Source organism: Falsiroseomonas sp. HC035, from assembly GCF_050563525.1.
Lineage (GTDB): Bacteria > Pseudomonadota > Alphaproteobacteria > Acetobacterales > Acetobacteraceae > Falsiroseomonas.
The window spans coordinates 423695-447918 of sequence record NZ_JBNXUN010000002.1; the positions used below are offsets into that span (position 1 = coordinate 423695).

The 24224-nt window shown below is 71.6% G+C and carries 22 protein-coding genes; 19 read left to right on the forward strand and 3 right to left on the reverse strand.

Translation table 11 applies throughout. From position 1 onward, the window contains the following. Nucleotides 1-92: 92 nt before the first annotated feature. The 12 genes from rpsA (at nucleotide 93) to ACLF3G_RS06540 (ending at nucleotide 11306) form a co-directional block, all read left to right on the forward strand. Nucleotides 93-1802: a 30S ribosomal protein S1 gene (gene rpsA, locus ACLF3G_RS06485; RefSeq protein ID WP_430668526.1), complete on the forward strand. Its 1710-nt coding sequence runs from the start codon at nucleotides 93-95 to the stop codon at nucleotides 1800-1802. 121 nt (nucleotides 1803-1923) lie between these two features. Then, nucleotides 1924-2889, forward strand: a complete 966-nt coding sequence (gene sppA, locus ACLF3G_RS06490; protein ID WP_430668527.1) for a signal peptide peptidase SppA — start codon at nucleotides 1924-1926, stop codon at nucleotides 2887-2889. Between the two features lie 19 nt (nucleotides 2890-2908). Continuing rightward, entirely contained in the window at nucleotides 2909-3235 is a 327-nt protein-coding gene (ihfB, locus tag ACLF3G_RS06495) for an integration host factor subunit beta (protein WP_430668528.1), read from the forward strand. An 85-nt stretch (nucleotides 3236-3320) separates the two neighbouring features. After that, the gene (locus ACLF3G_RS06500; protein WP_430668529.1) at nucleotides 3321-3656 is read left to right on the forward strand and encodes a LapA family protein; all 336 of its coding nucleotides are present in this window, start codon (nucleotides 3321-3323) and stop codon (nucleotides 3654-3656) included. Between the two features lie 19 nt (nucleotides 3657-3675). Next, nucleotides 3676-4350 (forward strand): orotidine-5'-phosphate decarboxylase, encoded by a 675-nt coding sequence (pyrF, locus tag ACLF3G_RS06505; RefSeq protein WP_430668763.1) that lies wholly within the window; start codon nucleotides 3676-3678, stop codon nucleotides 4348-4350. Between the two features lie 3 nt (nucleotides 4351-4353). Beyond that, on the forward strand, nucleotides 4354-5001 hold the full coding sequence (locus tag ACLF3G_RS06510; protein ID WP_430668530.1) for a phosphoribosylanthranilate isomerase: 648 nt from the start codon (nucleotides 4354-4356) through the stop codon (nucleotides 4999-5001). Further along, entirely contained in the window at nucleotides 4998-5519 is a 522-nt protein-coding gene (locus ACLF3G_RS06515; protein WP_430668531.1) for an N-acetyltransferase family protein, read from the forward strand. The genes ACLF3G_RS06510 and ACLF3G_RS06515 overlap by 4 nt, the downstream gene beginning before the upstream one ends. A gap of 41 nt (nucleotides 5520-5560) precedes the next feature. Beyond that, on the forward strand, nucleotides 5561-6814 hold the full coding sequence (gene trpB / locus ACLF3G_RS06520) for a tryptophan synthase subunit beta (RefSeq protein WP_430668532.1): 1254 nt from the start codon (nucleotides 5561-5563) through the stop codon (nucleotides 6812-6814). 1 nt (nucleotide 6815) lies between these two features. Further along, nucleotides 6816-7634: a tryptophan synthase subunit alpha gene (gene trpA / locus ACLF3G_RS06525; protein ID WP_430668533.1), complete on the forward strand. Its 819-nt coding sequence runs from the start codon at nucleotides 6816-6818 to the stop codon at nucleotides 7632-7634. Between the two features lie 6 nt (nucleotides 7635-7640). Further along, nucleotides 7641-8693, forward strand: coding sequence for a gentisate 1,2-dioxygenase (gene gtdA / locus ACLF3G_RS06530; protein WP_430668534.1), 1053 nt, complete (start codon nucleotides 7641-7643; stop codon nucleotides 8691-8693). 75 nt (nucleotides 8694-8768) lie between these two features. Beyond that, on the forward strand, nucleotides 8769-10889 hold the full coding sequence (locus ACLF3G_RS06535; protein ID WP_430668535.1) for a S8 family peptidase: 2121 nt from the start codon (nucleotides 8769-8771) through the stop codon (nucleotides 10887-10889). A 78-nt stretch (nucleotides 10890-10967) separates the two neighbouring features. Continuing rightward, a complete protein-coding gene (locus ACLF3G_RS06540; RefSeq protein ID WP_430668536.1) occupies nucleotides 10968-11306 on the forward strand; it encodes a hypothetical protein in 339 nt (112 codons plus the stop codon). A gap of 3 nt (nucleotides 11307-11309) precedes the next feature. On the opposite strand, the gene ACLF3G_RS06545 is transcribed toward ACLF3G_RS06540, so the two are convergent. After that, nucleotides 11310-12329 carry an NAD(P)/FAD-dependent oxidoreductase gene (locus ACLF3G_RS06545; RefSeq protein WP_430668537.1) on the reverse strand — a complete coding sequence of 340 codons (1020 nt, stop codon included), beginning with the start codon at nucleotides 12327-12329 and terminating at the stop codon, nucleotides 11310-11312. Nucleotides 12330-12432: 103 nt separating this feature from the next. On the opposite strand from ACLF3G_RS06545, the gene tsaE reads away from it, so the two are divergent. From tsaE to trxA, 6 genes are all read left to right on the forward strand, one after another. After that, nucleotides 12433-12885, forward strand: coding sequence for a tRNA (adenosine(37)-N6)-threonylcarbamoyltransferase complex ATPase subunit type 1 TsaE (gene tsaE, locus ACLF3G_RS06550; RefSeq protein WP_430668538.1), 453 nt, complete (start codon nucleotides 12433-12435; stop codon nucleotides 12883-12885). Next, complete coding sequence (locus ACLF3G_RS06555) at nucleotides 12882-13862, forward strand: aminoglycoside phosphotransferase family protein (RefSeq protein WP_430668539.1); 981 nt, start codon at nucleotides 12882-12884, stop codon at nucleotides 13860-13862. Before tsaE ends, ACLF3G_RS06555 begins: the two co-directional genes overlap by 4 nt. After that, entirely contained in the window at nucleotides 13859-14587 is a 729-nt protein-coding gene (locus ACLF3G_RS06560) for a nucleotidyltransferase family protein (RefSeq protein ID WP_430668540.1), read from the forward strand. The genes ACLF3G_RS06555 and ACLF3G_RS06560 overlap by 4 nt, the downstream gene beginning before the upstream one ends. 65 nt (nucleotides 14588-14652) lie before the next feature. After that, on the forward strand, nucleotides 14653-17718 hold the full coding sequence (gene addB / locus ACLF3G_RS06565) for a double-strand break repair protein AddB (protein ID WP_430668541.1): 3066 nt from the start codon (nucleotides 14653-14655) through the stop codon (nucleotides 17716-17718). Next, nucleotides 17715-21182, forward strand: coding sequence for a double-strand break repair helicase AddA (addA, locus tag ACLF3G_RS06570; RefSeq protein ID WP_430668542.1), 3468 nt, complete (start codon nucleotides 17715-17717; stop codon nucleotides 21180-21182). The genes addB and addA overlap by 4 nt, the downstream gene beginning before the upstream one ends. 109 nt (nucleotides 21183-21291) lie before the next feature. Beyond that, nucleotides 21292-21621: a thioredoxin TrxA gene (gene trxA, locus ACLF3G_RS06575; RefSeq protein WP_430668543.1), complete on the forward strand. Its 330-nt coding sequence runs from the start codon at nucleotides 21292-21294 to the stop codon at nucleotides 21619-21621. A gap of 7 nt (nucleotides 21622-21628) precedes the next feature. Here the strand turns inward: trxA and galE are convergent, their stop codons facing one another. Both galE and ACLF3G_RS06585 read right to left on the reverse strand, forming a co-directional pair. Next, the gene (gene galE / locus ACLF3G_RS06580; protein WP_430668544.1) at nucleotides 21629-22642 is read right to left on the reverse strand and encodes a UDP-glucose 4-epimerase GalE; all 1014 of its coding nucleotides are present in this window, start codon (nucleotides 22640-22642) and stop codon (nucleotides 21629-21631) included. Nucleotides 22643-22819: 177 nt separating this feature from the next. Then, nucleotides 22820-23506: a YggS family pyridoxal phosphate-dependent enzyme gene (locus tag ACLF3G_RS06585; RefSeq protein WP_430668545.1), complete on the reverse strand. Its 687-nt coding sequence runs from the start codon at nucleotides 23504-23506 to the stop codon at nucleotides 22820-22822. Between ACLF3G_RS06585 and ACLF3G_RS06590 the strand changes: the two genes are divergently transcribed. Beyond that, a complete protein-coding gene (locus tag ACLF3G_RS06590) occupies nucleotides 23505-24140 on the forward strand; it encodes a thiamine phosphate synthase (RefSeq protein WP_430668546.1) in 636 nt (211 codons plus the stop codon). The two genes, ACLF3G_RS06585 and ACLF3G_RS06590, sit on opposite strands and share 2 nt — an antisense overlap. Nucleotides 24141-24224: the final 84 nt, after the last annotated feature.

Genomic DNA, 24224 nt, shown 5'->3' on the forward strand with positions numbered 1-24224 from the left:
TTACCGGCCACGCCGTGTCCATGGCCGCGTGCCATGGGGGCGCATTCCACATGCCCCGCGATCGGGGCATCCGATTGGGAAACAACCGTTACATGGCAAGCGCCACCGCTTTTGCTGATCCCGGCGAGGATTTCGCCGCCCTGCTCGACGCGACGCTCGGTGAGAACACCTCGTTCCACGGCTCCGTCATCTCCGGCAAGGTCATCCGCATCGACGACGACTTCGCCGTCGTCGACGTCGGCCTGAAGTCCGAAGGCCGCGTCCCGCTCAAGGAATTCGCCCCGCAGGGGCAGACGCCGGAAATCAAGGTCGGCGACGTCATCGAGCTGTTCGTCGAACGCTACGAGGACCGTGACGGCGCGATCATCCTGTCGCGTGAGAAGGCCCGCCGCGAGGAGGCCTGGACCAACCTCGAGAAGTCGTTCACCGCGCAGCAGCGCGTCAACGGCGTGATCTTCGGGCGCGTGAAGGGCGGCTTCACCGTCGACCTCGGCGGCGCCGTGGCGTTCCTGCCGGGCAGCCAGGTGGACATCCGCCCGGTGCGCGACGTGACCCCGCTGATGGGCAGCCCGCAGCCCTTCCAGATCCTCAAGATGGACCGAGCCCGCGGCAACATCGTGGTCAGCCGCCGTGCGGTGCTGGAGGAGACGCGCGCCGAACAGCGCAGCGAGCTGATCCAGGGCCTCAAGGAAGGCATGGTTCTCGACGGCGTCGTCAAGAACATCACCGACTACGGCGCCTTCGTGGACCTCGGCGGCGTCGACGGCCTGCTGCACGTGACCGACATCGCCTGGCGCCGGATCAACCACCCGAGCGAGGCGCTGACCATCGGCCAGGCCGTGAAGGTGCAGGTCATCCGCTTCAACCCGGAAACCCAGCGCATCAGCCTCGGCATGAAGCAGCTGATGTCCGACCCCTGGGAAGGTGTCGCCATCAAGTATCCGGTGAACGGCAAGTTCAGCGGCCGGGTGACGAACATCACCGACTACGGCGCCTTCGTGGAGCTGGAGCCGGGGGTCGAGGGCCTCGTGCACGTGTCCGAGATGTCCTGGACGAAGAAGAACGTCCATCCGGGCAAGATCGTCGCCACCTCGCAGGAAGTGGACGTGCTGATCCTGGACGTGGACGGTCCGAAGCGCCGGATTTCGCTGGGCCTCAAGCAGGCGCAGGGCAACCCGTGGGAGCTGTTCGCGGAAGCCAACCCGCCCGGCACCGTCATCGAGGGCGAGATCCGCAACATCACCGAGTTCGGGCTGTTCGTCGGCCTGGGTCCGGACCTGGATGGCATGGTCCACATGTCCGACCTCTCCTGGGATCTTCCGGGCGAGCAGGCGATGGCCAACTTCGAGAAGGGCTCGATCGTCAAGGCCAAGGTGCTCGACGTCGACGTGGAGAAGGAGCGCATCTCCCTCGGTATCAAGCAGCTCGAGGCCGACCCGGCCGCCGAAGTGCTGGACCGGATCAAGAAGGGCGATGTCGTCACCTGCACCGTGACGAAGATCGAGCCGAACGGCATCGAGGTGAAGGTCGACGAGGTCCTGATCGGCTTCATCCGCCGCGCCGAGCTGGCCCGTGACCGTGGCGACCAGCGCCCCGACCGCTTCGCCGTGGGCGAGAAGGTCGATGCGAAGATCACCGCCGTCGACCGCGCCGGCCGCCGCCTGGCCCTGACCATCAAGGGCAAGGAAGTGGAGGAGGAGCGCGAGGCGGTCCGTGAATACGGCACCACCGACAGCGGCGCCTCGCTCGGCGACATCCTGGGCGCGGCGATCCGTCGCCGGAACCAGGGCGGCGAGGAGTAGTAGAAGCCCTCTCTCCCCCCCGGGGGGGAGAGGGTTGGGTGAGGCGGGCCAGAACGCCCTCCGAGTTCAAGAAGCGGCCGCCCGGAGCAATCCCGGCGGCCGTTTCGCTTTCAGCCGCGCCATGGTCATCCGGCCCGCCGCGCCCTATCTCCCGGCCATGCCGCTCGATGCCGATCTCCTCCTCGACCGCCGCCGCCTGAAGCGCCGGCTTTCCCTCTGGCGTGGCGCGGCCGTGGTCGCGCTCGCCCTCGTCGTGCTCGGCTTCGTGCTACGCGACGACCGGGCCGGGGAGATCGTGCCGGGCCTCGGTCGCGCGCATGTCGCCCGGCTGAACGTGCAGGGCTTCATCGGCGACGACCGGAAGCTGCTTGAAACCCTGGATCGGCTGCAGCGGGATTCCAGCGTGCGCGCGGTGCTGGTGGCCATCGACAGCCCTGGCGGCAGCGTCGCGGGTGGGGAGGCGGTGCACAACGCGCTGGCCCGCATGGTCGCGGTGAAGCCGGTGGTCGCCGTGATGTCCGGCACCGCCGCCTCCGCGGGCTACATGGTGGCGCTGCCGGCGCAGCGGATCTTTGCCCGCAACTCCACCGTCACGGGCTCCATCGGCGTCATCCTGCAGAGCTTCGATGCCTCCGACTTGTTGGAATGGTTGGGCGTAACGCCGGAAACGATCGCCTCCGGCCGCTTCAAGGACCAGCCCAGCCCGTTCCGGGCGCTGAGCGAGGAAGGCCGCGCGGAGCTGGCCCGCGTGGTGCAAGACCTGCACGAGCAGTTCGTCGCCATGGTCGCCGCCGGCCGCCGCATGCCGCCCGAACAGGTCCGCGCCTTGGCCGATGGCCGCGTCTTCACGGGGCGGGAGGCGCTGGCGCTGGGCCTGGTGGATGCCATCGGCGGAGAGGCCGAGGCGCGCGCCTGGCTGGCCGAAACCCACGCCGTGCCGGGCGGCCTGCCGGCGCGGGACATCGAAATCAGGGGCTTGGCGGAACGGACCTTCGGTTCATTCATCGGCCTGTTTGCAAAAAGCCTTGCCGATGAATGGGTTGGCGTTGACCGCGTGCGCGCGCTTTGGCAGCCTTCGCTCCGGTAAAACAGGGCGGCGTACCAGGATGACCAGGTCGGAACTCATCGCGCAGCTTGCCGCGGCCAATCCGCATCTGCGCCAGCCGGATGTGGAGCTGATCGTCACCACCATCTTCGACGAGATCATCGGCGCCCTGGCGCGCGGGGATCGCGTGGAGTTGCGAGGCTTCGGTGCCTTCTCGACCAAACGCCGGGACCCGCGCACCGGGCGCAACCCGCGCACCGGCACGGCGGTGGCGGTGGACGGCAAGGCGGTGCCCTATTTCAAGCCGGGCAAGGAATTGCGCGAACGCGTGAATGGTGGCCCGTTGCAGGACCCGCCGCGCCGGCCACGCGCCAAGGTGCCCGCCTGAAGCTGCCCGCCTGAAGCTGCGCGCTTGAAGCTTCCGTCCGGGGCGCGGGGCTTGTAGGACAGGCACGACGATCGGAGAGGCTCCCATGCGCTGGCTGTTGTTCCTGCCGCTGCTCATCATCCTCGCGGTGTTCGCGCTGTCCAACATGCAGGAAGTGCAGCTCCGCATGTGGCCGTTCGACATCGGCTGGGCCGCTCCGCTCGGGGTGGCCGTGCTGGTGCTGTCGGGCCTCGGCTTCGTGATCGGCGCTGTCCTGGTCTGGGCCTCCGGGCTGCCGGCCCGCCGCCATGCGCGGCAGGTCGAACAGGCGGCGAAGCTGGTCGAGGCGGAACTCGCCACTCTCAAGGCGAAGGAGTTGCGCCGCCGGCAGGAAGGCGAGGCGCCGGCGCCGATGCGCATCACGCTGCCGCACCAGGCCTGACCTAGTGCGAAGCTGCGGGCTGTGCGTGGCGCTGGATGCGCCGGACCTTGGCAAGGCCGAAGGCTGGGCCGCCGCCGTTGCGCCGCATGCCGGCCTGCTGAAGGTGGGGCTGGAGCTGTTCTCCGCGGAGGGCGGGGCCGCGGTGCGGCGCATCGCGGCGCACCGGCCTGTCTTCCTGGACGTGAAGCTGCACGACATTCCGAACACGGTGGCAGGCGCCATCCGGTCCCTGGCGCCGCTCGGCCCGGCCTGGATCACCATCCACGCCGCCGGCGGTGCGGCGATGGTGGCGGCGGCGCGGGAAGCGGCGGAGGCGTTCGGGGCCCATCGGCCGCGCATCCTGGCGGTGACGGTGCTGACCAGCCTGGACGCCTCGGCCCTGGCCGATACGGGCGTGTCCGGCGGCCCGGTGCAGCAGGTGCTGCGGCTGGCGCGCCTGGCCATGGCGGCGGGGGCGGATGGGCTGGTGTGCTCGCCGCGGGAAGTCACCGCGATCCGTGACCAGCTGGGCGATGCGCCGGTGCTGGTGGTGCCGGGGGTGCGGCCGGTGGGCAGCGCCGCGGGCGACCAGGCCCGCACCGCGACGCCGGAGCAGGTGGCGCGGGATGGCGCGGACTGGATCGTCGTCGGCCGCCCGATCACCCAGGCCGCCGATCCCGGCGCGGCGGCGCGCGCCATCGCCGAGGCGATCTGAGCCATGCTGGTGAAGATCTGCGGCATCAGCGATGCCGCCGGGCTGCACGCGGCGGCGCAGGCCGGGGCGGACATGGTCGGGCTGGTGTTCTTCCCGCCCTCGCCCCGCGCGGTGACGCCGGCACAGGCTGCCGCGGTCTCGGCGGCGGTGCCGGCCGCGGGTCTGGGCGGGCCGCAGCGGGTCGGGTTGTTCGTCGATGCCTCGGATGAGTTGATCGCGGCGGTGCTGGAGGCGGTGCCGCTGGATGTGCTGCAACTGCATGGCGATGAACCGCCGGAACGCTGCGCCGAGGTTCGGCAGAAATTCGGGCGGCCGGTGATGAAGGCGCTCGGCATCGCCTCGGCGGCGGATTTCTCGGCCATCGACCTCTACGCTCCGGCGGTGGACCACTTCCTGCTGGACGCCAAGGCGCCGCCCGGTGCGCCGCTGCCCGGGGGCAATGCCGCGCCCTTCGACTGGGCGCTGACCGCCGGCCGCGCCATCCCGCGCCCCTGGCTTCTGGCCGGGGGCCTGACGCCCGGCAATGTGGCGCAGGCCATCGCCGCGAGTGGCGCGCCAGGCGTCGATGTCTCCTCCGGCGTCGAAGTTTCCCGAGGTGTGAAGGATGCCTCTCGGATCGCCGCCTTCGTGGCGGCAGCGAAGCCGGCGTGATCCGCGCGGCGACGCCGGAAGACGCGGCGGCGATCGGCACCATGCACGCCCAGGCATGGACCGAAACCTATCCCGGCCTGGTGCCGGAAGCGCTGTTCGCCGAGATGACGGATGCGGCCCGCCGCCGCGCCGCCTGGGCGCACAATTTGGCGCAGCCGCTGATGCCGGGCGGCACGCTGGTGGCGAAGGACGCAGGCGAGATCCTCGGCTTCATCACGGTCTGCGCGGCACGGGATGCGGCGCTCGGCGCCTCGGGCGAGGTCGCCGGGCTGTACCTGCTGCGGCGGGCGCAAGGCCGGCGCCTCGGGCGGACGCTGCTGGCGGCGGGGGCGGCGCTGCTGCGGGAGGCAGGGCATTGTTCGGCCGGGGCCTGGGCGCTGGATTCCAATACGCAGGCGCAGGGCTTCTACGCGGCCACCGGCGCGGTGGCGGGCACCCGGCAGGTGGGCTGGCATCGCGAGGTCGCCGTGGCGGAGACGGCCTGGGTCTGGGCAGACCTGGCCCGCGTGACCACCTAACGCGGCTACGCTAATACGGCTCCACGTCCAGGATTTTGCCAGTGAACAAGCCCCTGTCTTCCTCTGATCGGCCCAACTCCTTCCGTAACGGCCCCGACCCGCGCGGCCGCTTCGGCCCCTTCGGCGGCCGCTTCGTGGCGGAGACGCTGATGCCGCTGATCCTCGAGGTCGAGGCGGCCTACGAGGCGTCGAAGACGGACGCGGCCTTCCAGGCGGAATGGCGCCGGCTGCTGACGCACTACGTTGGCCGCCCCAGTCCGCTGTGGTTCGCGGAGCGATTCACGCAGCATCTCCGCAAGGATGCCGCGCCGGGCATGGGCGCGAAGGTCTACTTTAAGCGGGACGAGCTGAACCACACCGGCGCGCACAAGATCAACGCCGTGCTCGGCCAGATCCTGCTGGCGAAGAAGATGGGCAAGACGCGCATCATCGCGGAAACCGGGGCCGGCCAGCACGGCGTCGCCACCGCCACCGCCTGCGCGCTGATGGACCTGCCCTGCGTGGTCTACATGGGCGCGACGGATGTCGAGCGGCAGCAGCCCAACGTGTTCCGCATGAAGCTGCTGGGCGCGGAAGTAGTGCCGGTGACCTCCGGCGCCGCGACGCTGAAGGATGCGATGAACGAGGGGCTGCGGGACTGGGTCGCGAATGTCAGCGACACCTACTACTGCATCGGCACGGTTGCCGGCCCGCACCCCTATCCCGCCATGGTGCGCGACTTTCAGTCCGTCATCGGCATCGAGGCGCGCGCGCAGATGCAGGAAGCCGAGGGCCGCCTGCCGGATGTGCTGGTCGCCGCGGTGGGCGGCGGCAGCAACGCCATGGGGCTGTTCTTCCCGTTCCTCGACGATCCGGATGTGGCGATGGTCGGCGTGGAAGCTGCCGGGCGCGGCCTCGATTCCGGCGAACATGCCGCGGCGCTGTCGCGCGGCCGCCCTGGCGTGCTGCACGGCAACCGCACCTACCTGCTCCAGGATGGCGACGGGCAGATCACGGAGGCGCATTCGATCTCGGCCGGGCTGGATTACCCGGGCGTCGGGCCGGAGCATTCCTGGCTGCATGAACTCGGCCGCGTGCAGTATGTCGGCGTGACGGATGACGAGGCGCTGGCGGCCTTCCAGCTCTGCTCGAAGCTCGAGGGCATCATCCCGGCGCTGGAGCCGGCGCATGCGCTGGCCGAGGTGATGAAAATGGCGCCGAAGATGCCGGCGGACAAAATCATCCTGATGAATCTCTGCGGCCGTGGCGACAAGGACATCTTCACCGTCGCGAAGCACCTGGGCGAGAACATCTGACATGTCGCGGATTGCCCAAAGATTCGCGGCGCTGAAGGCTGAAGGCCGCGGTGCGCTCATCCCGTTCCTGGAGGCGTTCGATCCGGACCGTGACACCGCCATGGCCATCCTGCGCGGCATGCCCGGGGCCGGTGCCGACCTGATCGAGATCGGCATGCCCTTCACCGACCCGATGGCGGATGGCCCGACCGTGCAGAAGGCCGGGCAGCGCGGGCTGAAGGCCGGTGCCACGCTGGCCGGCACGCTCGGCATGGTGGCGGATTTTCGCCAGGACGACGCGGAAACGCCGGTCATCCTGATGGGCTATTTCAACCCCATCCTGTCCTACGGTGTGCCGCGCTTCTGCGTGGACGCCGCGGCAGCCGGGGTCGATGGGCTGATCATCGTGGACGTGCCGCCCGAGGAAGCCGACGAGATCGCGCCAGATGCGACGGCAAATGGGCTGGACCTGATCCGGCTGGTGGCGCCGACCACCGCGGAAGACCGCCTGCCGAAGGTGCTCTCGGCCACCACCGGCTTCGTCTACTACGTCGCGATCACCGGCATCACCGGCACGCGCAGCGCCAGCACGGATGATTTGGCCGCCGCCATCCCGCGCGTCCGCAAACACACGGACCTGCCGATCGCCATCGGCTTCGGCGTGCGCACGCCCGAACAGGCCGGAGAGGCCGCACGTATCGGCGATGCCGCGGTCGTCGCCTCCGCCTTGCTCGACGGGATGCTGGCGACCCTCGATGCCGAGGGGCGCGCGACGCCGGCGACGGTGCCAACCGTGCTGGACCAGGTGCGGAAATTGGCGGAGGCTGTGCGAAAGGGGTAGCGCAAGATGGACGGGACCAACGATCCGAAGGCCCTGTTGCAGTCGCTGTATGCCGAGATGGCGCCGCAGCACCTGTTCCCGCTGTGGGAAGTGCTGCACGCGCTGGTGACGCCGACCCCGTCCTCTCCGGTGCGCCCGCATCTCTGGCACTACGACACGGCGCGCGACCACCTGCTGCGCGCCGGCGACCTGATCACCGCCGAACAGGCCGAACGCCGCGTGCTGATCCTGGAGAATCCCGGGCTGCCCGGCACGTCCTCCGTCACCACCAGCCTCTATGCCGGCCTGCAACTGATCCTGCCGGGGGAGGTCGCGCCCTGCCATCGCCATACGCAATGCGCCCTGCGCTTCGTGATGGAAGGCGATGGCGCCTTCACCGCGTTGGACGGCGAGAAGGCGGTGATGCGGCCCTTCGACCTGGTGCTGACGCCGAACTGGCAGTGGCACGACCACGGCAACACCAGCGACGCGCCGATGATCTGGCTCGATGGGCTGGACATCCCGACGGTGCGCCACTTCGCCGCGAGCTTCGCCGAACGCCTGCCGAATGGCGTCATGGCGCATCCCGAAACCGCGCCAGCGGGCGACACCGCCGCACGCTACGGCCGCAACCTGCGGCCCTTCGGCGGCAGCGCCGGTGCGCGGCGGCCGGACCGCCTGCCGCTGTTCCACTACCCCTACACCGAATGGCGCGACAGCCTGGCGGTCATGGCCCGCAGCGGTGCGCCCGACCCGCATCTCGGCCATGCGCTGGAATTCGTGAACCCGGCCGATGGCGGCCCGGTGATGCCGACCATCACCGCCCATGTCCGCCTGCTGCCCGCCGGTTTTTCAACAATGCCGCGCCGCGCGACGGATGCGATGGTGCTGGTGGTGGTGGAAGGCACCGGCACAGCCTCCATCGATGGCAGCGAACATGCGCTGGCGCCGCGTGACCTTCTGGTGGTGCCATCCTGGGCGGAATTGCGCCTGTCCGCCGAGGCCGACCTGGTGCTGTTCGGCTACTCCGACGCGGCGGCGCAGCAGAAGCTGGGACTTTGGCGCGAAGCGCGGCTGTAGCGCCGCCGCGATTCATGGGATCTTCAGGATAGTCTAGCAAAACACGCCCTCTGGTTCGGAAATCCCGGAGGGCGCGTGTCTGTCTCAATCCTGAAGACGCTTGAAGCACAGGGCCGCGGCCTGCCGGACGACCCGGAGGTGGACGCGCCTGTCGCCGCCACCACCTGGGCCGCGCCTGGCGCCGCGCAGGTCCCAACAAGCCCCATCGCCGCACCGGCGCCCGACGCGGCCGCTCCACCGGCGGAGGCACGTGCCGAGTTGACGCCGCAGGCCACGACCTATGGCGGCGACATCCTGGTGCAGTTCAGCCCGGGCCTCGCCCCGGCGCTGCTCGACCAGGTGCTGCAGGGCGTCGCGCCCACCGCCGTCGAGACGGTTCGCGGCGACCTGCCCGGGCAGGATGACGGGCTGCTGCTGCGGCTGACGCTGCCGGCGGACCTCAGCATCGCCGAGGCCACGGAGCTTCTCTCGGTCCAGCCCGGCGTGGTGTTCGCGGAGGAGGATTGGCAGGTCTCGGTCGAGGCGGTCGGCAATGATGCGAGCTACGCCAACGGCTCGCTTTGGGGCATGTATGGCGACCAGACGGCGAAGAAGAACGCCTTCGGCAGCCAAGCCGGGGAGGCCTGGGCCGATGGCGAGACGGGCTCGACCAAGGTCGTGGTCGGCGTGCTCGACAGCGGCATCAACTACACCCATGCCGACCTGTACCTGAACGTCTGGGTCAACCAGAAGGAGATCCCGGTCACCTTCCGCAGCAAGCTGACCGACGGCGACGGCGACGGCCTGATCACCTTCCGCGACCTGAACCAGGCGGCCAACAAGGGCTTCGTCACCGACATCAACCGCAACGGCCGGATCGATGCGGGCGACCTGCTGAAGGACAAGCGCTGGGCCGACAAGTCCGACCAGGACGGCAACGGCTACAAGGACGACCTGTTCGGCTGGGACTTCGTCAACAACGACAACGACCCGTTCGACGACAACGGCCACGGCACCCATGTCAGCGGCACCATCGGCGCGGTCGGCGGCAACGGCATCGGCGTCGCCGGCATGGCGTGGGAGGTGCAGATCCTGGCGCTGAAATTCCTCGATGCGAAGGGCAGCGGCGCGATCTCGAACGCGGTGAAGGCGTTGGACTACTATACGGCGGCGGGCAAGGCGGCGGTCGGGCAGGATTTCGTCGCGACCAACAATTCCTGGGGCGGCGGCGGCTATTCCTCCGCCATGCAGGGGGCTATCGACCGCACCGCCGCGGCCGGCAACCTGTTCATCGCCGCCGCCGGCAACAGCAAGCTGAACACCGACACCACGGGCAACTTCCCCTCCAACTACAGCACGCTGGGCAGTGTCGGGCATGAGGCGGTGGTCTCGGTCGCAGCCCTCACCAGCTCGGGTGGGCTGGCCTCCTTCTCCAACTACGGGGCGACCACCGTGGACCTGGCGGCGCCCGGCGCCGCCATCCTGTCCACAACCGCCGATGGCGGCTACGGCACGATGAGCGGGACCTCGATGGCCGCGCCGCACGTGACCGGAGCGATCGCGCTGTATGCGGCCGCCAACCCGGATGACAGCGCCGCGGAAATCCGTGCGGCGCTGCTCGGCGCCGTCACCGTGACCGCGGCACTGGCCGGCAAGACGGCGACCGGCGGGCGGCTCGATGCCGACGCGATGCTCGATGCCGGCGATGGAACCGGTGGCGGCGCGGGCGACACCCCGCCGGTACCGCCGCCGCCCCCACCCCCGCCGCCGCCGCCGACAGTCCCGGTGGTGAAGGACTTCTACGGCACGACGGCCAGCGACACGCTCACCGGAACCTCGCGCGGCGAAATCCTGAGCGGCGTGCCGCAATCCGGCGCCTTTCTGGGCCGCGGCACCATCGACGTGCTGAAGGGCCTGGGCGGCAACGACATCTTCGTACTCGGCGACAAGCGCGGCGTCTTCTACGACGACGGCGCCGCGGCGAAATCCGGCATGGCGGATTATGCGCGGATCATGGATTTCCAGCGCGGCGACAGGATCCAGCTTTCCGACGACATCGGCACCTACTTCCTGCGCAGCGCCAAGGTGGATGGCTTCAACGGACTCAGCATCCTGGCCGACACCGACCGCAACGGACGCTACACCAGCGCGGACGAGCTGGTCGGCCACATCGTCGGCTCCCTGGCCCTGTCCAACGCGGACTTCATCTTCGCCTGACGCGCCGGCAGCCCTGCGCCCGCGACGAACCCGCGCGGTTCGCAGGCGTTACGGCTTCTCATCGAGGGGAGCCCATTCATGCAGAACCATAGCGACCGCAGCGGCCAGAAGCCGGTCAGCGACCAGGACCGCGCGGTGATGGACACCTTCCCGGCGAGCGATCCGGTGTCCGACACCGGCACGCAGGGGCCGCGCGCCGTGCCGGCGGGGGAGGATCATCCCTCGAAGGAGGTGCCGGACGCGGTATCGCTGTCGCGGCACTTCAAGGACCACGAAGCCGCCAAGCTCGCGCTGGAAAGCCTGGTGCGCAGCGTGCCGCTCGACCGCAGCGCGACCGAATTGTCCGGCGCGGAACTCCGGCTCAGCGTGCCGCGCGACGATGCGAAGCGGATCGACCAGATGCTGCAATCCGCCTGAGTCCTACCCCACCACGGGCAGCCCCTTGCTGGTGGAGTACTCGAAGTGCAGCGCCTCCCCCGGGAAGACCCTCGGGTGGATGGCGTGGGCGGCCATCGCGGCCTCCGAAAAGCCCTGCAGGATCAGTTTGAGCTTGCCGGGATAGGTCGCGATGTCGCCGATCGCGTGAACGCCTGGGATGTTCGTCTCGCAGGTGGCGGGTGTGACCTGGATGTGGCTGCGGTCGAGGCCCAGGCCCCAGTCGGCGATCGGGCCCAGCTCCATGGACAGGCCGAAGAAGGCCAGCAGGTGGTCCGCTGGCACCGTCTTCGTCTCGCCCTTCAGCGTCGCCAGGGTCACGCCCGTCATCGCGCCATCGGTGCCTTCCAGCGCATGCAGCTGGTAGGGGATGGCGAGTTCCAGCTCGCCAAGGTCGGCGGCGCGCTTCAATTGCGCGGCGCTTTCCGGGGCGCAGCGGAACTTGTCGCGGCGGTGCACCACCGTCACATGGGCCGCGATCTGCTTCAGGCTGAGCGCCCAGTCCACCGCGCTGTCGCCGCCGCCGGCGATGACCACGCGCTTGCCGCGAAACTCCTCCCGCCGGCTGACCAGGTAGCGCACGGCGCCGCTGGCCTCGAATTCCGGCAGTCGGTCCAACGGCGGGCGGTTTGGGCCGAAGGCGCCGGCGCCGGCGGCCAGGATCACCGCCTTGCAGGTGATGCTGTCGCCATCGCTGGTGCCGAGAACCAGCCGGTCCCCCTCCCGCCGCAGCGACTCGACGCGGCGGCCAAGCATGAGATGCGGGTGGAACGGCGCGGCCTGCTTGTGCAGGGCGGCGATCAGGTCGGCGCCGCCGATTTCCGGATGCGCCGGGATATCGAAGATCGGCTTTTCCGGATACAGCGCGCTGCACTGCCCGCCGATTTCGCCCAGCGCATCCACCACCACGGTCTTCATCCGCAGCATGCCGCATTCGAACACGGCGAAGAGCCCGACCGGACCCGCGCCGATGATCGCCACATCCGTCTCGACAACCGCCGACATGCCGCGTCCTTTCGCCGTTGGCGGCTGCTTGGACCAAGCGCCAGCCAGGATCAAGCGGTCGGCTTGTGCGATGCGGCACGGTGGGAGCAGATTGCCGCCGCGCATGACCCTGATCCTCCCCTTGCCCGACGAGGCCGCGACCGCGGCGCTGGCCGCGCGGCTGGCCGCCCGCGCCCGTCCCGGAGATGCGTTGCTGCTGGAGGGACCGCTGGGTGCCGGCAAATCAAGCTTCTGCCGCGCCTTCCTGCGCGCCGCTTCCGGTGACCCGGCGCTGGAGGTGCCATCCCCTACCTTCACCCTGGTGCAGTCCTACGACCTGCCCGTCGGCCCCGCCTTCCACTTCGACCTGTGGCGGCTGGACGGCCCGGCGGGGCTGGACGAGCTGGGGTGGGAGGAGGCGCGGGACGGCATCGTGCTGGTTGAATGGCCGGACCGGCTTGGCGCCTTGCGTCCGGCCGAGGCGCTGACCCTCGCGCTGGCGCCCGGCCCCAACGAGACCTCCCGCATCGCGACCCTCACCGGCTGGGACGGCAGGCTGGAGGGGCTGGCGGCATGAGGGCGGAGGCGGTCGCCTTCCTGGCCGACCACGGCTTTGCCGCCGCCGAGCGGCAGGCCCTGCCGGCCGATGCCTCCTTCCGCAGCTACACACGGCTGGTCGGCGGGCCGCGCCCGGCGCTGCTGATGGATGCGCCGCCGCCGCAGGAGGATCTCGGGCCGTACCTCCGCATCGGCGCGCATCTGCGCGCGGCCGGGCTTTCGGCGCCGGAGGTCCTGGCCGCCGACGCGCACCAGGGCTTCGCGATCATCGAGGATTTCGGCGCGCGGACCACGGCGCAGCTTCTGGATGCCGGCGAGGACCCGGCGCCGCACTACCTCGCCGCCACCGCGGCGCTGGCGCGCCTGCACGCGGTGCCGCCGCCGCCCGGCCTGCCCGAATGGGGCGCCGCCCGCATGGCCGATACCGCGGCGGCGACGTTTCTCGAATGGTGGTGGCCGGCAGCGCTGGGCGAGCCGCCGTCCGAGGCGGTGCGGGCGGAATTCAACCAGGCGATCCACGCCATGCTGGCGCCCTTCGCCGCTTCGGGCTTCGTGCATCGCGACTTCTTCCCGGCCAATTTGATGCCGTTGCCGGGCCGCGCACCGCCCGCCGATGTCGGGCTGCTGGATTTCCAGGACGCGGCGCTTGGCCACCCGGCCTACGACCTGGTCTCGCTGGTCGAGGATGCCCGGCGGGACGTGGACCCGGCGGTGCGGGAAGCCTGCATCGTGCGCTATCTGGAATTGCGGCCGGAGCTGGACCCGGCGGCCTATCGCGCCGCGATGGCGGCGATGGCGGCGCAGCGGCACCTGCGCGTCGCCTGCCTCTGGGTCCGGCTGGCGCGGCGGGATGGCAAGTCGCACTACCTGCAACACGGCCCGCGCTGCTGGGCGCTGCTGGCGCGCGCGCTGGACCACGAGGCGACGGCGCCGCTGCGCGATTTTCTCGATATGCATGTGCCGATTGCGCTGCGCCGGAATCCGGAGACCCCATGATCCCGCTCACCCACGCCATGGTGCTGGCCGCGGGCCTCGGCACGCGGATGCGGCCGCTGACGGACGAGACCCCGAAGCCGCTGCTGCCGCTGGAGGGGCGTTCCCTGCTGCACCACGCGCTGGACCGCCTGCGCGATGCCGGCGTGCAGCACCACGTGGTCAACGCCCACTGGTTCGCCGACCAGGTGGCCGCCGCGGTGGCGGAGCACGATGCGCCGGGACGCCTGGTGCTCCGGGAGGAGATGCTGCTGGAGACCGGCGGCGGCGTCAGGGCCGCGCTGCCGCATCTCGGCCAGAACCCCTTTGCCGTGGTCAATGGCGACGCCTTCTGGCTCGATGGCCCGACCCCGGCGCTGCAACGCCTCGCCGCCGCCTTCGACCCGGACCGCATGGACGCGCTGCTGCTGCTGGTGCGGACCAGCCAGGTGGATGGCGAGGTCGGCCGCGGCGACTTCCTGCTTGACCCGCATGGCCGGGCGCGGCGGCTGAAGGAGCGGGAGATTTCTCCCTATCTGTTCGGCGGCGTGCAGGTGCTGGCGCCGGGACTGTTCGAGGGCACGCCCGAGGGGCCGTTCAGCCTGAACCTGGTCTATGACCGCGCCATCGAGTCCGGGCGGCTGTACGGCCTGGTGCATGACGGCGCCTGGTTCCACCTGTCCACGCCGCGCGACCTGGACCGGGCGGAGACGATGCTGCGGGCGGGGATGCTGACGGCGCTGTTCTGATACCTGAACGGCTCCGCCACGGCACTGGACCGCGCCCGCACCTCGCCCTAGCCTGCGAACGCATCATGAACCTCTACGACATCCCGGCGCATCTTCCCTTCCTGGAATGCCTCGCTTCCGGGGTGTTCCGGCAGTTCCGCGACCAGCCGCCGGAGGCGCTGTCCCGCGCCACCATCCTGCTGCCGACGCGGCGTTCCGCGCGCGGGCTGCGCGACGCCTTCCTGACCGCCGCGGAGGGTCGCGCGCTTCTGCTGCCGCGGATGCGGGCGCTGGCCGGGTTGTCGACCGAGGATGCGGACGAACTGGCGCTGCCCACGCTGCTGGACTTGCCGCCCGCGGTGCCGGCGCTGACCCGGCAGGCGGTGCTCACAAGCCTCGTGCTGCGCCTGCCGCCGCGGCATGGCGGGCCGGCGAATCCGGAACAGGCCTGGGGCCTCGCCGCCGAACTCGCCCGGATCTTCGACGAGATCGCGCTGGAGGAGCCGGACACGGAGTTGCTGGCTTCGGGCTCTCCGGCCGAGTTCGCCGAAGCCTGGCTCGGGCGGCTCGAAACCCTGGTGCCGGAATCGCAGGCAGCCCACTGGCAGATCACCACCACCTTCCTGCGCGGCGTCGCCACTGCCTGGGCCGGTTGGCTGGAAGACCAGGGGCTGCTCGATATCGGCCTGCGCCGGGTGCTGGCGCTGCGCGAGCAGACGAAGGCCTGGCAGGACAACCCGCCGGCGGACCCGGTGGTGGCCGCCGGCATCGGCGTCGGCGGCACCATCCCGGCGGCGGTCGAACTTCTGCGCGTGGTGGCGCGGCTGCCGCAGGGTGCGGTGGTGCTGCACGGGCTGGACCGCGCCGCGCTGGCGGAGATCTGGGCCGCGGTCTGCGACTCGCCGACGCATCCCTTCTGCAGCCAGGGCCGCCTGCTGCACGCCATGGGCGCGGAATTCCGAGAGGTCGGCCGTTGGCCCGGCTGCGAGCACGTGCCGCCCGGCGGCGTGCCGAAGGCGCGACCCGAATTGCTGGAGATGTCGCTGCGGCCGCCGGAGGGCATGGCGCCCTGGACCCTGCCCGATGCCGCGCGCTGGGAGGCCGGGCTGGAAGGGCTGCGCCTGCTCGCCGCCCCGGATGCGCAGACGGAAGCCGCGGCCATCGCGCTGCTGCTGCGGGAGGCGCTGGAAAAGCCCGGCGCGCGGGCCGCCCTCGTCACCCCGGACCGCGACCTGGCGCGTCGCGTCTCGGCGGAGCTGGTGCGGCACGGCATCCGCGCCGATGACAGCGCCGGCCAGCCGTTGGCGCAGACCCCCACGGGCATCTTCCTGCGGCTGCTGGCACGCTGCGTCGCGGAGGATTTCGCCCCGGTTCCCCTGCTGGCCCTGGCGAAGCATCCGCTGGCGGCGGCCGGGATGTTGCGGTCCGAGTTTCTCGCGGCGGTGCGGCTGCTGGAACGCCGCGTGCTGCGCGGGCCGCGGCCGCAGGGCGGGCTGGCGGGGCTCGCCGCCGCCATCGCCGCATTGCCGGAGACGGTCGCCAAGCCGGTGCTGCTGGCGCTGCATGCGGCGCTGGCCTCGGCGCTAACCGGGGCGCTCGGCGATTTCAGCACCCGCCACGGCGCCGCCTGCCCGCCGGCGGACCTGCTGGCCGCGCATCTGGCGGCAGCCGAGGCGCTGGCGACCACCGCCGACCAGCCGGGCGGCCTACGGCTTTATGCGGCCGACGAGGGCGAGGTGTTGGCCAACCACATGGCGGACCTCGCCCCGGCCATGGCCCTGATGCCGCCGATCGATCCGGCCTCCTGGCCCGCGCTGTTCGAGGCCAGCCTGGACGGCGTGGTGACGCGCCAGGTGCGGCTGCATGAAGCCGCGCATCCGCGGGTGGAAATCCTCGGTCTGCTGGAAGCCCGGCTGCTGTCCTTCGACCGCGTGGTGCTCGGCGCGCTGGATGAGACGGTGTGGCCGCTGGCGACCGACCCCGGCCCCTGGATGAGTCGCCCGATGCGGGCGCAGTTCGGCCTGCCGGAACCGGAGGCGCGCATCGGCCGCGTCTGCACCGACTTCTTCCTGTTCGCCTGCGCCGCGCCCGAGGCCGTACTGTCCCGCGCCGGCCGCCGCGGCGGGGCACCCACGGTACCCGCGCGCTGGCTGACGCGGCTGGAGACCTTCCTGAACGGGCAGGGGCTGGCGCTGCCGGACAGCGAGGCGGCGCGGATGGCAGCGGCGCTCGACATGCCGGACCAGGTGACGCCCGTTGGCCGCCCGGCGCCGCGCCCGACGCGCGCGCAGCGCCCGAAGGAGATCTCGGTGACCGAGGTCGCCGACCTGCTGGCGGACCCCTATGCCTTCCACGCCAAGCGCATCCTGAAGCTGCGCCGGCTGGACCCGCTCGATGCCGATGTCGGCGCGTTGGACTATGGCATCATCGTGCACGGCGCGCTGGCCGGCTTCATCGCGGAGCTTGCAAAGGCGCCCGGCGGCTGGCCTGTGGAGGAGGCCGCGCTGGACGCCTGGGGCCGGGCGGCCGCCGAGGCGCTTGCCGCACAGGGTCCGCGTCCTGCGCTGGCCGCCTTCTGGCGCCCCCGCCTCGCCCGCATCGGTGCCTTCGTGGTCGGTCAGGAAGGCGAAATCCGGGCCAACGGACAGATCGCCCAGAGCTTCACCGAGACCGATGGCCGGCTCGACCTGGTGCGGCCGGGCGGCACCGTGACGCTGAAGGCGCGGGCTGACCGGATCGACCGGCTGGGCGACGGCTCGCTGGCGATCCTCGACTACAAGACCGGCACGCTGCCCCGGCCGGACGAACTCGGCGATGGCCGCGCCCCGCAACTGCCGCTGGAAGCCGCCATCGCCGCCGCCGGCGGCTTCGCCGGGGTGCCGCCCGCGACGGTTCGGGCGCTGACCTACTGGAAACTGTCGGGCGGCGAGACGCCCGGCGAGGTGCGCGGCATGGTCTCGGAGCCGGCGGAGGTTTCCGAGTTGGCGTCGAGCGCGGTCGATCGGCTCGGCCTGCTGGTGGACCGGTTCCTGCTCGGCGACGCCGCCTTCACGGCCCGGCCGCATCCCGGCCGCAAGACCAGGGGTGGCGACTACGACCACCTGTCGCGAATCGCCGAATGGGCCGATGCGGAGGAGGAGGACGGCGCATGAACCTGATCCTCACGCCGCGGCAGGAAGCGGAATTCGAGCAGGGCCGCGCCTCGGACCCCATGGCCTCCGCCTGGGTCGGCGCCTCGGCCGGGTCGGGCAAGACCAAGGTGCTGACGGACCGCGTGCTGCGGCTGCTGCTGGCGCCCGGCACGCGGCCGGGCTCCATCCTGTGCCTCACCTTCACCAAGGCCGCGGCGGCGGAGATGGCGACGCGACTGGCGCGCGACCTCGGGCGCTGGGCGGTGGAGCCTGAGCCGGCGCTGGCAGCGCGATTGTCGGCGCTGCTCGGCCGAGCGCCGGACCGGCGGGACCTGGATGCGGCGCGGGGGCTGTTCTGCCGGGTGCTGGACCATCCGGGCGGCATGCGGATCAGCACCATCCACGCCTTCTGCCAGTCCCTGCTGCGCGCCTTCCCGTTGGAAGCCGGCCTCGCCCCGCAATTCGGTGTCATCGAGGATGCCGATGCCGTGGCGCTGCTGGCCGAGGCGCGCGAATCGGTCCTGTCCAGCCCGGCTCAGGCTACTGCGCTGGAGGCGCTCGCCAGCCTGGTGCCGCCGGATGCCTTCGCCAAGCTGGTCCGCGCGCTGGACCATGACCGGGAACGGCTGTCCGAGGCGCTGCGCGGCACCGGGTCGCTGGCGGCGTTGTGCAAGGCCATCGGCCGGCACCTCGATCTGCCGGACGACGCGCCGGAGGATTCGCTGCTGCTGGCCGGCGCCCAGTCCGTGCATGACCAGGCCGTGGTCGCGGCGCGGCTGCTGGAAGCCAGCCGCAACGCCAATGACCGCGGGCGCGGCGCACGCCTGATGGCCTGGCTGGAACTGCCGCCAGCGCAGCGCGCCGCACGCTGGGGCGAATGGGCGGATTGCCTGCTGACCCAGGAAGGCACGCCGCGGGCACGGATGGCGACCAAGGATGTCGGCCCGCGCCAGGCGGAATGTGCCGAGATCCTGCGGGAGGAGGGCGAGCGCGTGGCGGCGGTGGAAGGCAGCCGCCGCGCCAGCCGCCTGCTGGCCGCGACGCGCGCCCTGCTCGGCCTGGGTGCCCCGGTGCTGGAAGGGTATCGCGACCGCAAGCGGGCCCGCGGGCTGATGGATTACGACGACCTGATCCTGTCCGCCCGCCAGGTGCTGCGCGACCCAGGCAGCGCCTGGGTGCTGTTCAAGCTGGATGGCGGCCTGGACCACGTGCTGCTGGACGAGGCGCAGGACAGCAACCCGGCGCAATGGGGCATCGCCGCCGCGCTGACCGAGGAATTCTTCGCCGGCTCCGGTGCGGACCGGAAGGGCGCCGCCCCGCGCACCATCTTCGCGGTGGGCGACGTCAAGCAATCCATCTACCGCTTCCAGGGCGCGGACGCCGCCGGCTTCACCCGTTGGAAATGGCACTTCGCCGAACGCATTTCGGCGCTGGAGGAGACGCTGCGCGACGTGCAGCTCCAGGTCTCCTTCCGCTCCACCGCCCCGGTGCTGGCGCTGGTCGATGCGGTATTCAAGGAAGGCGCGGCGCGGGACGGCGTGGTGGCGGAAGGCGAGGTGCTGCGGCACCGGCCGGACCGCGTCGGCCAAGCCGGCTGCGTCGAGCTGTGGCCGATGCTGGAAGCCGCCGAGACCGAACCGCCGCCAGCCTGGGAGGTGCCCGAGGCGCCTTCCGCCGCCACCGGCGCCGATGCGCTGCTGGCGGAAGCCCTGGCGGCGCGGATCGCGCATTGGCTGGACAACGGGGAAATGCTGCCCGCGCGGGGCCGGCCGATGCGGGCGGGCGACATCCTGGTGCTGGTCCGCAAGCGCACCGGCGGCTTCCTGCCGCGGCTGGTGCGGGCGCTGAAGGCGCGCGGCGTGAAGACCGGCGGCACCGATCGCATCCGCCTGGTCGAGCAGATCGCGGTGCAGGACCTGCTGGCGCTGGCCGATGCGCTGCTGCTGCCGGAGGACGATCTGCAACTGGCGGCGGCGCTGAAGTCGCCGCTGGTCGGGCTGGATGACGACCAGCTTCTGGCCCTGGCCGCGGACCGGCGCGGGCCGCTCTGGGGCCGACTGGCGGAGGCGCGCGGGCAGGACACGCCGGAAGGGCGCGCGGCGGATTGGCTGGCCGGGCTGATGTCGCGTGCCGACATCGCCTCGCCGCACACCCTGTTCGCGGAAATCCTCGGTGAACACAGGGGACGGGAAAAACTGCTGGCGCGGCTGGGGCCGGATGCCTCGGACCCGGTGGATGAGTTCCTCAACGCCGCGCTGGACTATGGCCGCCGCCACCCGCCGAGCCTGCAGGGCTTCACCGCCTGGCTACGTCGCGGCGGGGCGGAGGTGAAGCGGGACCAGGAAGGCGCCGGCGACGCCGTGCGCATCATGACCGTCCACGGCGCCAAAGGGTTGCAGGCGCCGGTGGTGATCCTGCCGGACACCGTCGCCACCGGCCGCGACGGGGCGGAGGTGCGCTGGCACCAGCCGGAGGATGGCCCGCCGCTGCCGTTCTGGGCGCCGAACAAGGACCACCACGCGCCCGCCTACAGCGCGCTGCTGGCCGAGGAAAAGGCGGCGCGGGCGGCGGAGGAGCATCGGCTGCTGTATGTGGCCCTGACCCGGGCGGAGGACCGCCTGCTGGTCTGCGGCTGGCAGCGCAAGCGACCCAAGGCACGAGACTGGCCGGAAGCCTGCTGGTACGACCTGATCGCCCAGGGTTTCGGCCGGATCGGCTGCGAGGAGCAGGAGTTCGGCGGCTTCGGCGCCCCGGCGGATTGCCGCTTTGCCACCACCAGCTTCGCCCGCCTGGAAACGCCGCAGGAGGACGCGCCGCGCCCCGATGGGCGTGACACGCCGCCCGCCGCCGCGGCGGATCTGCCGGATTGGGCGCGCCGCCCGGCGCCGGCGGAACACGCGGTGGATGCGCTCGCCCCCTCCGCCGTACCGGGCGAGAACGAAGCACCGGCCGCGGCGCCGCATGGCATGTCCGACCCCACCGGCCGCCGCTTCCGCCGTGGCCGGCTGGTGCATGCCCTGCTGCAACACCTGCCCGACCGGCCGCCGGAAACGCGGGAGGCCGCAGCCCGCGCCTTCCTCGCCCGCCGTGGCCACGACCTGTCCGGGGACGAGCAGCGGGAGACGCTGGCGGAAATCCTGGCGCTGCTGGAGGCACCGGCCTTCGCCGCCGCCTTCGGCCCGGGCAGCCTGGCGGAGGCGCCGATCGCCGGGCGCATTGGCGACCGCCTGGTCAGCGGCCAGGTGGATCGGCTGCTGGTGACGCCGGGCCGCGTGCTGGTACTGGACTACAAGACCAACCGCCCGCCACCGGCCGAGGTTTCGGCCGTGCCGGCTCTGTACCTGCGGCAGATGGCGGCGTACCGCGCCGTGCTGTCCGGTGCCTTTCCGGGCCGGGCGGTGGACTGCGCCCTGGTCTGGACCTTCGGCGCCCGCCTCATGCCGCTTCCGGAAGATCTTCTGAACCTGCATGCGCCGCGTGCATGACGGACCGGAGGACAGGGATTGCTTGACCCGGACCCGCACCGCCACGATCTTGCCTTCAACTGCGCCGGCCCTTCCACCTGCCCCCACGGCCGGCGCCCGGAGACCCGCGATGAGCGAACTCACCAAGGCTGTCACCGATGACAGCTTCAAGCAGGACGTGCTGGAGGCTTCCGGCCCCGTCCTGGTCGATTTCTGGGCGGAGTGGTGCGGCCCCTGCCGGATGGTCGCGCCGATCCTCGACGAGATCGCCAAGGAATACGAAGGCAAGCTGACCATCGCCAAGGTCAACATCGACGACAACCCGATGACGCCGAACGACTACGCGGTGCGCGGCATCCCGACCATGATCCTGTTCAAGGATGGCAAGCCGGTCGACACCAAGGTGGGCGCCCTGCCGCGCAGCGCGCTGAAGGACTGGGTGGCCGGCCAGCTGGCCTGATGTTGGCTCAAGCCGGCGCGAGGACCGTCGCGCCGGCATAGCCCTGCGGATGTGCCACCCGCCAATCCCAGGCGGTGCGCACGATGTCGTCCAGTGCCGGGAAGCGCGGCGTCCAGCCGGTCTCGGTACGCAGCAGGGCGGAGGAGGCGACCAGCACGGCCGGGTCCCCCTGGCGCCGCGGACCCAGTTCGTGCGGCACCGGCCGGCCGCCGACGCGCTCCACAGACTGCATGACTTCCCGCACCGAATAGCCAGTGCCATTGCCGAGGTTGTAGCGCACCGATCGTGTGTCCAGCAGCGGCAGGACCCGCAGATGGGCGTCCGCCAGGTCCGTCACATGCACATAGTCCCGCACGCCGGTGCCGTCGGGCGTCGGGTAGTCCGTGCCGAACACCATCAGCGGCGGCCGCTTGCCCAGCGCGGCGTCGATCGCCAGCGGCAGCAGGTGGGTTTCGGGGTCGTGATCCTCCCCGGCACGGCCCTCGGGGTCGGCGCCGGCGGCGTTGAAGTAGCGCAGCGAGGCATAGCGCAGGCCGTGGATGCGCTCCGCCCAGGCCAGCGCCTGCTCGCACATCAGCTTGCTTTCGCCATAGGGCGAGACCGGCGCATGGCCCTGCGCCTCGTCGATCGGGATGCGCTCGGGAAATCCGAACAACGCGGCGGTGGAGGACATCACCAGCTTGCGGCAGCCGGATTTCACCGCCGCCTCGGCCACGGCGGCCAGGGTGTTCAGGTTCTCCGCCATGTAGCGCAGCGGGTCCCGCATGCTGTCGCCCACCAGGGACAGCGCGGCGAAATGCAGCACGGCATCGAAGGGCCCGAGGGCGAAGGCCTCGGCCAGCACGGCGCGGTCGTCGCAACGGCCGGGCACGAGCGTGACACCTGGCGGCACTGCAGCGCGGTGGCCCTTTGAGAGGTCATCGAGCACGACGACCTCCTCGCCACGATCGCGCAGGGCCAGCACGGTGTGGCTGCCAACGTAGCCGGCCCCGCCGGTCACCAGGTATCGGCCCAAATCCATCCTCCTGCCCCGGGGGCGTCCGGCCGGCGTGCAACCGCGCCACCGTCAGTGAAGCCGAACAACTCGTCCAAAATATGGTGATGTCCCGGCGCGGACATCCGGCCGCTCAACGCCATGGCGCAGGTGCGGTTGCCGTCTACCGGTTGCCGGCTGCCGGGGCTGCGGTCAGGCCGGCGGTCAGGCCGGCGCGGGCCGGCCGCCGAAGATGGCGGTGCCGACGCGGACATGCGTGGCGCCTTCCGCGATCGCCGCTTCGAAGTCGTTGCTCATGCCCATGGACAGGATGCCGAGGCCGTGTCGGCCGGCGAGGTCCGCCAGACGGGCGAAATGCGGCCGCGGATCGTCCTCGACCGGGGGAATGCACATCAGCCCGGCAACGGGCAGGCCGAGATCCTCGCGGCAGAGGCGGATGAAGGCGTCGGCCTCCGCTGTCGGGACGCCGGCCTTCTGAGGCTCGTCGCCGATATTGACCTGGACCAGCAGGCGGGGCTGGCGGCCCTCGCGCGCCATGGCGTCACGGAGCGCGGTGGCCAGCTTCGGGCGGTCCAGGCTCTCGATCACGTCGGCGACCCGCACGGCGTCGCGCGCCTTGTTGGTCTGCAACGCGCCAATCAGATGCAGGCGGAGGTCCGGATGGTCTACGCGCAGGCTGGTGAATTTCTGCTCGGCCTCCTGCACCCGGTTCTCGCCGAAGGTGGCGTGGCCGCAGGCCAGTGCGGCGCGGACGGCCTCCGCCGGGTGGGTCTTGGAGACGGCGACGAGGGTGACCGATCCGGGAGGGCGGTTGGCGCGCAGGCAGGCCTCGGCGATCCTGTCGCGGATGCGGCCGAGTTGGCTGGCGATATGGGGAAAATCCTGGGGCATGGCGCGGACGCTAGAGGCATGGTCCCGCCGGCTCAAGCCGGCGACGCCTTCGCATCGGAGGCAGGTGGGGCGGGGGGCGCGGCTGTGGCTGGTCTCGGACCCGGTGCGGCTGCCGGACCCCTGCGCCGCGGCGGCCCGGCTGCCGCGCGGCTCCGGCGTGCTGGCCCGCGGTGCGGCGCCGACGGTGCTGGCGCGGCTGGCGGCCCTGGCGCGGCGGCGCGGGCTGCTTTTGCTGGTCGGTGGCGATGCGCGCGCGGCGTTGCGCTGGCGCTGCGGGTTGCACCTGCCGGATCGGGCCGTGGGGACGCAGGCGTTCGCCTGGCTGGCAGCGCGGCGGGGCGGGGCGCCCTGGGCGGTGCTGTCGCTGGCGGTGCATGGGCGGGCGGCGCTGGCGCGGGCGCGGCGGTTGCAGGCGGATCTCGGCTTCGTCTCGCCGGCCTTCGCGACGGCGAGCCACCCGGGCGCGCCGGCCCTGGGCCCGCTGCGCTGGTCGGCCCTGGCGCGGCGCCTGGGCCGGCCGGCCGTGGCCCTTGGCGGCGTCACGGCCGCCACCGCGGGGCGCCTGCCGTGGCGCGGCGCCGGGCGGGCGGCGGGCTTCGCCGCCATCGGGGGGCTGGCAGCGCGCCGCGCCTGAACGGGTGGTTGGGGAGTGGGACGTTCTTCATGGGTCCGCCTCAGGTGCCGAGACCCTTCCCACACGGCGCTGTGTCCTGTGCGC

Excerpts from the sequence above, each read along its gene's own strand:
- rpsA (WP_430668526.1), top strand. The coding sequence starts at position 93 with ATGGCAAGCGCCACCGCTTTTGCTGATCCCGGCGAGGATTTCGCCGCC.
- sppA (WP_430668527.1), top strand. The coding sequence starts at position 1,924 with ATGGTCATCCGGCCCGCCGCGCCCTATCTCCCGGCCATGCCGCTCGAT.
- ihfB (WP_430668528.1), top strand. The coding sequence starts at position 2,909 with ATGACCAGGTCGGAACTCATCGCGCAGCTTGCCGCGGCCAATCCGCAT.
- ACLF3G_RS06500 (WP_430668529.1), top strand. The coding sequence starts at position 3,321 with ATGCGCTGGCTGTTGTTCCTGCCGCTGCTCATCATCCTCGCGGTGTTC.
- ACLF3G_RS06510 (WP_430668530.1), top strand. The coding sequence starts at position 4,354 with ATGCTGGTGAAGATCTGCGGCATCAGCGATGCCGCCGGGCTGCACGCG.
- trpA (WP_430668533.1), top strand. The coding sequence starts at position 6,816 with ATGTCGCGGATTGCCCAAAGATTCGCGGCGCTGAAGGCTGAAGGCCGC.
- gtdA (WP_430668534.1), top strand. The coding sequence starts at position 7,641 with ATGGACGGGACCAACGATCCGAAGGCCCTGTTGCAGTCGCTGTATGCC.
- ACLF3G_RS06540 (WP_430668536.1), top strand. The coding sequence starts at position 10,968 with ATGCAGAACCATAGCGACCGCAGCGGCCAGAAGCCGGTCAGCGACCAG.
- ACLF3G_RS06545 (WP_430668537.1), bottom strand. The coding sequence starts at position 12,329 with ATGTCGGCGGTTGTCGAGACGGATGTGGCGATCATCGGCGCGGGTCCG.
- tsaE (WP_430668538.1), top strand. The coding sequence starts at position 12,433 with ATGACCCTGATCCTCCCCTTGCCCGACGAGGCCGCGACCGCGGCGCTG.
- ACLF3G_RS06555 (WP_430668539.1), top strand. The coding sequence starts at position 12,882 with ATGAGGGCGGAGGCGGTCGCCTTCCTGGCCGACCACGGCTTTGCCGCC.
- ACLF3G_RS06560 (WP_430668540.1), top strand. The coding sequence starts at position 13,859 with ATGATCCCGCTCACCCACGCCATGGTGCTGGCCGCGGGCCTCGGCACG.
- addB (WP_430668541.1), top strand. The coding sequence starts at position 14,653 with ATGAACCTCTACGACATCCCGGCGCATCTTCCCTTCCTGGAATGCCTC.
- addA (WP_430668542.1), top strand. The coding sequence starts at position 17,715 with ATGAACCTGATCCTCACGCCGCGGCAGGAAGCGGAATTCGAGCAGGGC.
- trxA (WP_430668543.1), top strand. The coding sequence starts at position 21,292 with ATGAGCGAACTCACCAAGGCTGTCACCGATGACAGCTTCAAGCAGGAC.
- galE (WP_430668544.1), bottom strand. The coding sequence starts at position 22,642 with ATGGATTTGGGCCGATACCTGGTGACCGGCGGGGCCGGCTACGTTGGC.
- ACLF3G_RS06590 (WP_430668546.1), top strand. The coding sequence starts at position 23,505 with ATGGCGCGGACGCTAGAGGCATGGTCCCGCCGGCTCAAGCCGGCGACG.
- ACLF3G_RS06585 (WP_430668545.1), bottom strand. The coding sequence starts at position 23,506 with ATGCCCCAGGATTTTCCCCATATCGCCAGCCAACTCGGCCGCATCCGC.